We start from the raw sequence: 1128 nt of genomic DNA, 5'->3' as shown, positions 1-1128 counted from the left end.
CAAGGACCCTATCAAAGATCCTTTTGCACCAACTGAGAGTGAACGCCGAGCTGCTGAAGCAAAGAAAAAGGCCGAAGCTGTCGACCCTAACGATGGTTTCATTCACAATATGATTAAGTTTGCGAAAAATAATGCTTATGTTAGTATTTTCGCCGTCATTATTGTTGCCATTCTCTTAGTTGTTAAAAGAAACTATGGTTTCATTGCTTTAGCAATTCTCATTATTCTTTGGTTCTTGTTATCTCAATTACGCCATGGTAATGAAGTAGGTGCTAACAAAGCTCTAAAGAAGGAAACTTCTTTGAAAAAGAGTTCTGATAATAATAATGCTCCTGAACAAACTGAAACTTATGCTTCTAAGCCTAAAAAACAAAAACCTGAAAAATATCAAACGGCAGCTGATCGTTTGAGACCAAACAAAAAGACGACAACTCAAAAAATTATTATTATTTCGTCAATTGTAGGTTTTATCGCTTCTGTCAGTGGACCATTTCTAGATGGACTATCTCTTTCAAGTACAATTGCTAATGCTGCCAACTACACTGCTAATCTAGCGGCTGCTCAACCCACTTGGATCACAAATGGTTTCTCAGCCATTCGTTTGATTTGTTTCTTATCCCCAGTTATTGCTTTAATTGCCGGTTGTTTCAGATCACGTGGTAGTATCAGATTGGTTAGAATCTTTACTCTACTTCCCACCGTTCTCTACGCCGCTTTATATGGCGTTTTATATGCCGGATTGGTAAATTCATCATCAATTACTGGACAAGTTGCTGTGACAACTAGTGGATCATTTGGAACTAGCTTCTATGTTCTATTAATAACTTCAATTATTTCACTTGTTATGGCATACGCTCTCCGTCCCAAAGTTAGAATTTAGAAAGTTAAACTCAATTCCCATGTAGCAACCATCTTTGATGGTTACCACATGGGAATTTTTTTATTGTCTTAATGTTCATCAATAAAAACAGTTATACTTCAAATTTTTTCTTAAAACTTCTTTCATAATTGCATTTATATAATTGTGCATTTTATAAAAAAATAAATCGTAAAATTTGCTTTCTTACTTCAAGAAACCTTCGCCTCATCCGGTTCGCTTTGGAGTTTGGGTTACTGGGGGCTTCAATG

General features: G+C 35.9%; 1 protein-coding gene. It reads left to right on the top strand.

Going from position 1 to position 1128, the window contains the following annotated elements:
• Positions 1–880 (top strand): hypothetical protein (locus tag FHL06_RS14490; protein WP_192918025.1); only part of this gene is annotated, 880 nt, incomplete at its 5' end.
• Between the last annotated feature and the right edge of the window lie 248 nt (positions 881–1128).

This window comes from Companilactobacillus halodurans, assembly GCF_009600985.1.
GTDB lineage: Bacteria > Bacillota > Bacilli > Lactobacillales > Lactobacillaceae > Companilactobacillus > Companilactobacillus halodurans.
The sequence above is the reverse complement of the archived record's forward strand: the minus strand, read 5'-3'. Positions and strand labels throughout refer to the sequence as shown.